The sequence below is a fragment of the Serratia sp. 25CWL12 genome (assembly GCF_055790885.1).
This window is the reverse complement of record NZ_CM147698.1, coordinates 4,522,142-4,529,216: the sequence shown is the minus strand read 5'-3', so window position 1 is coordinate 4,529,216 and position 7,075 is coordinate 4,522,142. Positions and strand designations below refer to the sequence as shown.

The window sequence follows — 7,075 nt, the reverse complement described above, 5'->3', positions numbered from 1 at the left end:
GGTTTTTTCTCTGTCACACGGATAACGCTGCAAAGCGATTGTTATGTTCCGTGTCGATGGAGGCGCATTATAGGCAGTTGCGCCGCCGCCGCAACTGCTATTTTCAACAAAAAACACCGTTTGCTGCATTCCACAGCAAAACCCCGGTTTATACCCGGTTATGCACTAAGTTATCCACAGGACATCATCGGCAGGAAAATTTACGAGCACTACGCAAACGTTTTCGCTACAATTCCTGCGATCAAACAATCCCCCACTTTTATGGGGACGTTACCTGAATCCGTTGTTGTCTTGTTATATAAGCAGATTTATTCGAGTTGTCATCAGTATACGGCGACTCTGAATGGAATGGGGTCTATATCTCAGCAGGGAATTCACGTAACGTTCTTTTATTGCGACTCAAAGCCAAGGGATAAAACCATGCAACAACCTCGTCCAATCCGTCGAGCCTTACTCAGTGTGTCTGACAAAACCGGTATCATTGAATTCGCGCAAGCACTCTCTCAACGAGGGGTAGAACTGCTCTCTACTGGTGGAACCGCTCATCTACTGGCAGAGGCCGGATTAGCGGTTACTGAAGTTTCCGATTACACCGGTTTCCCGGAAATGATGGATGGACGGGTTAAAACTCTGCACCCCAAAGTGCATGGTGGCATTCTTGGTCGCCGTGGTCAGGACGATGCCATTATGGCCCAACATGCGATCAAACCTATCGATATGGTGGTAGTGAATCTCTATCCTTTTGCGCAAACCGTGGCTCGTGCTAATTGCTCGCTGGAAGAGGCTATCGAAAACATTGACATCGGCGGCCCCACCATGGTGCGCTCTGCGGCCAAGAATCATAAAGATGTCGCCATTGTGGTCAACACTAATGACTACGCGACTATCATCACCGAGATGGATAGCAACGACGGTTCTTTGCTCTATCCCACCCGCTTCAATTTGGCCATCAAAGCATTTGAACATACTGCCGCTTATGACAGCATGATCGCCAACTACTTTGGCACACTGGTTCCGCCTTATTATGGCAATACGGAGCAACCTTCCGGTCATTTCCCTCGCACCATAAACCTCAACTTTATCAAAAAGCAGGATATGCGTTACGGTGAGAATAGCCACCAGCAAGCCGCTTTCTATATAGAGGAGAATCTGCAAGAGGCGTCGGTTGCCAGTGCCGAACAGCTACAAGGCAAGGCACTCTCCTACAACAATATCGCGGATACTGACGCTGCATTGGAATGTGTGAAAGAGTTTGCAGAACCGGCTTGCGTCATCGTCAAGCATGCCAATCCTTGTGGTGTAGCAATTGGTAAAGATCTGCTTACCGCTTATGATCATGCTTACCAGACCGACCCCACGTCTGCCTTTGGTGGCATCATTGCTTTCAACCGCGAACTAGATGCAGAAACGGCGCAAGCCATCATCAGCCGTCAGTTTGTTGAGGTCATCATTGCCCCAACCATCAGTGATGAAGCCCGCTCGGTATTGGTTGCCAAACAGAATGTGCGTGTTCTGGTTTGCGGCCAATGGCAACAGCGCATTGCTGGATTGGACTTCAAACGGGTCAACGGGGGGTTGTTAGTACAAGACCGTGACCTGGGTATGGTGACTCCCACTGACTTACGCGTGGTCTCTGAACGGCAACCCACTGCCCAGGAACTGCGAGATGCCCTGTTCTGTTGGAAAGTGGCTAAGTTCGTCAAATCCAACGCCATTGTTTATTCGCGCGATAACCGGACCATCGGCATCGGTGCGGGTCAGATGAGTCGCGTTTACTCCGCTAAAATTGCTGGCATCAAGGCCGCTGACGAAGGTCTGACGGTCAATGGTTCCGCGATGGCCTCAGACGCGTTCTTCCCGTTCCGTGATGGCATTGATGCGGCAGCCGCCGTCGGCATTACCTGTGTTATCCAGCCTGGTGGGTCGATTCGTGATGATGAAGTCATTGCAGCCGCCAACGAACACGGCATTGCGATGATCTTCACCGATATGCGCCACTTCCGCCATTAATCCTTGTTGCTGCTACGTGCGCCAAATGCGCACGCTGTTTATGGAGTCTTTGATGAACATTCTCATTATCGGTAATGGTGGGCGTGAACATGCGCTGGCCTGGAAAACTGCCCAATCGCCGCTGGCAGATAACGTTTACGTAGCGCCAGGTAACGCAGGTACCGCACTGGAAGCTAATCTGACCAATGTGGATATCGCGCCAACCGATATCCCAGCACTGCTTGCCTTTGCCAAAAGCAAGGCTATCGACCTGACCATTGTTGGCCCTGAAGCACCGCTGGTGATTGGCGTGGTTGATGCTTTCCAGGCTGCAGGGTTAAAAATATTTGGTCCCTCACAGGCCGCGGCCCAACTTGAAGGATCCAAAGCCTTTACTAAAGACTTTCTGGCTCGCCACGCCATTCCAAGCGCCGCCTATCAGAATTTTACTGAAGTGGAGCCAGCCTTGGCCTATGTTCGTCGTCAAGGCGCCCCTATCGTGATCAAAGCAGATGGTTTGGCCGCGGGGAAAGGGGTGATCGTAGCGATGACGCTGCAGGAAGCCGAAGAGGCTATCCAGGATATGCTGGCAGGTAACGCTTTCGGCGATGCGGGACACCGAATCGTGATCGAAGAGTATCTTGAAGGTGAAGAAGCCAGTTTTATTGTGATGGTGGATGGTGAAAACGTCGTCCCCATGGCTACCAGCCAGGACCATAAACGTGTGGGGAATGGTGATACAGGCCCCAATACCGGTGGTATGGGCGCTTATTCACCCGCCCCCGTGGTCACAGATGAAATTCACCAACGCGTAATGGAGCAGGTGATCTGGCCAACCGTGCGTGGTATGGCTGCAGAGGGCAACACCTACGTTGGTTTCTTGTACGCTGGCCTGATGATTTCTGCTGATGGCCAACCGAAGGTGATTGAATTTAATTGCCGCTTTGGCGATCCGGAAACACAGCCGATCATGTTGCGTCTGCGTTCAGATCTGGTTGAGCTCTGCCTGGCTGGTGCTGAAGGTAAACTGAACGAGAAAAGCTCTGAGTGGGACCCACGTCCGGCACTCGGCGTGGTATTGGCGGCTGGCGGCTATCCTGGCGACTATCGCCAAGGGGATGTGATCCACGGCTTGCCGCAACAGGAAAACTCAGACAGTAAAGTGTTTCATGCCGGTACACGTATGCAGGGAAATGAAGTGGTCACGAGTGGTGGGCGTGTACTTTGTGTCACGGCATTAGGCGCCACAGTGAGCCAAGCACAACAGTGTGCTTATCAACTCGCGGCAAATATTGCGTGGCAAGATAGCTTCTACCGCAAGGATATTGGTTACCGCGCTATCGCGCGCGGCAAATAAACCCATACCAAACATTAACAGCAGGCTCTGTTCCCAGGGCCTTGTTGTTAAATTTATCGCAATGGGTTCTAAAGCGAATCTTTTGTGGGTTCCCAACGGCAAAAATCATTGTTAGCCACCAGTAACAACTCACGACCGCGAGGCCCATCCAACCAGGCAATAGTCACCGGCTGGCTACTATTGGCTACACGTCGCGCTATCCACTCTTCAGCTCGATTATTCAAGCCCGGTTTCACGATGTCTCCATTGCACAACTCTACCTTCCCTTGCAGCCAATGACCTTGCAACAGCCGTATACCGCCAGCATTAAGTGCATCACTCAATTCTAGCGTTCGGCGAGCCTGATATTGGTAGAGTACTATCTCATCAGCAGACAGTTTCTGGCGCTGAGTAGTCAGTTGACGCTGCATAAAACTGACCGTCCCATTCGGCGTAAAGCGCAGTTGAATGGAGTCCCGATCACCGTCTGCATCAACTCGTCTGATTTGGAACAACACGCCATTTTGATATTCATACAGCGTAGTGACCGTCCCCGGGCCACGATAAGGGCTGTAGACTGTCATTAACGTCAATGGACGTTGCTGACTATCATCTCTACGCCACACTCGAACCACGCCCTGATCAGCAACAAAACCGCTTGCCGTAAACCTAGGAGAGGAGGAATTAGAACTACAGGCACCAAGGGCAGCGACCATAGCCGCAACCATCAGCACCCGTTGGATAAACAAAAGGGGCATCATAGCCCCTCTGTCTAAACGCTTTACCAGCATGGATTAAGACTTAACTGCGTCTTTCAGAGCCTTGCCAGAAACAAATGCAGGAACATTAGCCGCTGCGATTTTGATTTCTTTACCAGTCTGTGGATTGCGGCCTGTGCGCTCGCTACGATGGTTTACTTTGAAAGTACCGAAACCAACCAATTGTACTGCATCACCTTCTTTCAGAGACTCAGTAATAGCAGACAGGGTAGATTCTAGAGCCAGTTTAGCTTGAGCTTTAGAAAGGTCAGCCTTATCTGCGATTACATCAATCAGTTGAGTCTTGTTCATAATTTATCCTTACAATGTGTTTATCGTTTGCAAAGCATCGAGTGCGACGGATATGCCGATAAACAGCACTCTCCTGCATACACGCACCAATAGCCACTTTTTTTTCGCCCCCCAAATGTAGACCAGACAGGGTGGGGATGTGAAGCCTTAAGGCATGACAAATCAGGTGTTAAATCACGTTTTATTATCTTATTGCGTTAATTTTATCCCAATATTGCTGATTGCCGCCTCTCGCAGGTCAGATCGCAACCCTTTTATCAGATCCAAATCACGCTCAGGACAAGCAGCCAACAGGCGGAAAATCTCCCATTGGAGATCCCACTCTTCCTCAATTGCAGGTAAAACGTTCAACTCTTCGTCGGTCATTTCTTTACCCGCCTGAGTCATTTCCAACATCGCCACGGTACGAATTGAGGCTTCGCTAATGGCGATGGCGTGTTCCAATGTCTCACCACTGAGGCGCGAATGAAGCAGTTCCCCTAATGCGATACAAGCATCGATCGCCGGATAAACACCATAAAGATCGTAATCTTCTGCTGAGGGGATGGCCTCTTCCAACTTTTCCAACTGACTGTCAAAGTTGACTTTGGCATCTTTCACCACCAGCGTTTCCCAAGCCAGATCAAGAATACGGCGATAGACTGCAGGATCACCAAACTCCGTTTGCAGACAGAACATCTGGTAATTAGGGTACATACGTTCGCACAGACTAGCCATAAAGGTTAAATGTTGCCAACTTTCCAGCTTTTCCAAACGCAAATGAATCGGGTTACGTAGCATGACCTACTCTCTTACTCGTTATCTGCCGCGCAGTGTACCCGAAATCGCGCAGGGCGGCATCTCTGAATGCGATGACTGCTGCAACCAGCGGGTAAACGCCGGGCGACGAGAAGCAATCGCATCAGCCCAACGTGTAGGTTCGGGCAAACGATAGCCTGCCATACATCGCTACATCGCTGTACCCACGTCAATGCGCTATCGGTACTGATACGGTGCCCGGTAGAAATAAACAATGGCTGACAGCGCGCCTTACTGCGCCATACCCACGCCAATTGTTCCCCTTTGTCCTCGAGTGCAGCCAATGCTCCCACTTCCGTATCCAAGGGCTCAAACCTGCCACACAACCGTTTTTTCGCCACACCAATAGTTGGAACGTTGACCAACAAACCAAAGTGGCTGGCAACCCCCAAACGCCTTGGGTGTGAAATACCATGACCATCAACAAAGAGCAGATCAGGTTTCTGTTGCAACTGCTCCCAGGCAGCAAGCAATGCCGGATATTCACGAAAAGAGAGAAAACCCGGAATATAGGGCATGGTGGTGTTGATACGAGCAATCTGGTACTCCACCAGCGCCAAAGAAGGATAGCGCAGAATAGCAATGGCAGCGCGCGTCACCGCACCTTGATGCTCAAAACCGACATCTGCACCCGCAATAAATAGCGGAGGATCACGCAAAAAGTCATCATAGCGAATCACCTCTGCGGCATGTTGTAACTGTGTGGCTCGCAGGGCTGAGGTATCAATCACCGCATTTCCTTACCGTTCAGCGATGGTATTTAGCCGAAAGTGCATGCACCGCCTCAACAAAGGCGCCCGCATGGGCCGGTGGCACATCCTGATGAATGCCATGCCCAAGATTAAATACATGCCCGTCACCATCACCGAAACCTGCCAGAATGGTTTCTACTTCCTGCGCAATACGTTCTGGCGCAGCATAAAGTATTGAAGGATCCATATTGCCTTGCAGAGCTACCTGATGCCCCACTCGGCGACGTGCCTCAGCAATATCTATCGTCCAGTCCAGGCCCAAGGCATCACAACCGGTCGCGGCCATCGCTTCCAGCCACTGCCCGCCCCCTTTGGTAAACAGAGTGACAGGTACACGACGACCTTCGTTTTCCCGCAACAAGCCATCGACAATTTTATGCATATAGTGCAGCGAGAACTCACGGTAATCACGCCCGGTCAGCACCCCACCCCAGGTATCAAACACCATGACAGACTGGGCACCGGCCTTAATCTGGGCATTGAGATAAAGAATGACGCTGTCCGCCAGTTTATCCAGTAATAGATGCAACGTCTGTGGCTCGGCGTACATCATTTTCTTCAGTTTAGTGAATGCCTTACTGCTCCCGCCCTCCACCATATAGCTCGCCAAAGTCCATGGGCTACCAGAAAAACCGATCAGCGGTACGGCTCCCTTCAACTCACGACGAATGGTACGAACCGCATTCATGACATAACCCAGCTCATCTTCTGGATCACACAGCGGTAGCTTTTCTACATCAGCCCGGCAGACAATCGGCGAAGTAAATCGGGGCCCCTCACCCGCCTCAAAATAGAGCCCCAACCCCATGGCATCAGGGATGGTGAGAATATCAGAAAACAGAATAGCGGCATCCAGCGCATAGCGACGTAAGGGTTGTAATGTCACCTCGCAAGCCAGCTCAGCATTTTTACACAACGACATAAAATCACCGGCCTGAGCACGCGTGGCTTTATATTCTGGCAAATAACGCCCAGCCTGACGCATCATCCATACTGGTGTGACATCCACGGGTTGGCGCAGCAGGGCTCGCAGGTAGCGATCATTTTTCAAATCATTCATTTCTTATTGGTTCCCGTCATCATCAACCCCCATTGTATACTGGGTTGGGTAAGTTGGCGTGAGCACTTAA

Annotated in this window: 6 protein-coding genes and 1 pseudogene; 2 read left to right on the top strand and 5 right to left on the bottom strand. The window is 50.9% G+C overall.

Annotation, left to right across the window (positions count from 1 at the left end; genetic code table 11):
- Positions 1-420: 420 nt before the first annotated feature.
- A complete protein-coding gene (purH, locus tag ACX9GV_RS19810; RefSeq protein ID WP_473196622.1) occupies positions 421-2,010 on the top strand; it encodes a bifunctional phosphoribosylaminoimidazolecarboxamide formyltransferase/IMP cyclohydrolase in 1,590 nt (529 codons plus the stop codon).
- Between the two features lie 52 nt (positions 2,011-2,062).
- The gene (purD, locus tag ACX9GV_RS19805; RefSeq protein ID WP_473196621.1) at positions 2,063-3,346 is read left to right on the top strand and encodes a phosphoribosylamine--glycine ligase; all 1,284 of its coding nucleotides are present in this window, start codon (positions 2,063-2,065) and stop codon (positions 3,344-3,346) included.
- A gap of 68 nt (positions 3,347-3,414) precedes the next feature.
- Here the strand turns inward: purD and ACX9GV_RS19800 are convergent, their stop codons facing one another.
- The 5 genes and pseudogenes from ACX9GV_RS19800 to hemE all read right to left on the bottom strand — a co-directional run bounded on the left by ACX9GV_RS19800 (position 3,415) and on the right by hemE (position 7,005).
- Complete coding sequence (locus ACX9GV_RS19800; protein ID WP_473196620.1) at positions 3,415-4,086, bottom strand: DUF1481 domain-containing protein; 672 nt, start codon at positions 4,084-4,086, stop codon at positions 3,415-3,417.
- A gap of 33 nt (positions 4,087-4,119) precedes the next feature.
- The gene (hupA, locus tag ACX9GV_RS19795) at positions 4,120-4,395 is read right to left on the bottom strand and encodes a nucleoid-associated protein HU-alpha (protein WP_023488896.1); all 276 of its coding nucleotides are present in this window, start codon (positions 4,393-4,395) and stop codon (positions 4,120-4,122) included.
- A 189-nt stretch (positions 4,396-4,584) separates the two neighbouring features.
- Complete coding sequence (locus ACX9GV_RS19790; RefSeq protein ID WP_473196619.1) at positions 4,585-5,175, bottom strand: YjaG family protein; 591 nt, start codon at positions 5,173-5,175, stop codon at positions 4,585-4,587.
- 18 nt (positions 5,176-5,193) lie between these two features.
- Positions 5,194-5,921, bottom strand: a pseudogene (gene nfi, locus ACX9GV_RS19785) (deoxyribonuclease V).
- Between the two features lie 19 nt (positions 5,922-5,940).
- Positions 5,941-7,005, bottom strand: a complete 1,065-nt coding sequence (hemE, locus tag ACX9GV_RS19780; RefSeq protein ID WP_473196618.1) for a uroporphyrinogen decarboxylase — start codon at positions 7,003-7,005, stop codon at positions 5,941-5,943.
- Positions 7,006-7,075: the final 70 nt, after the last annotated feature.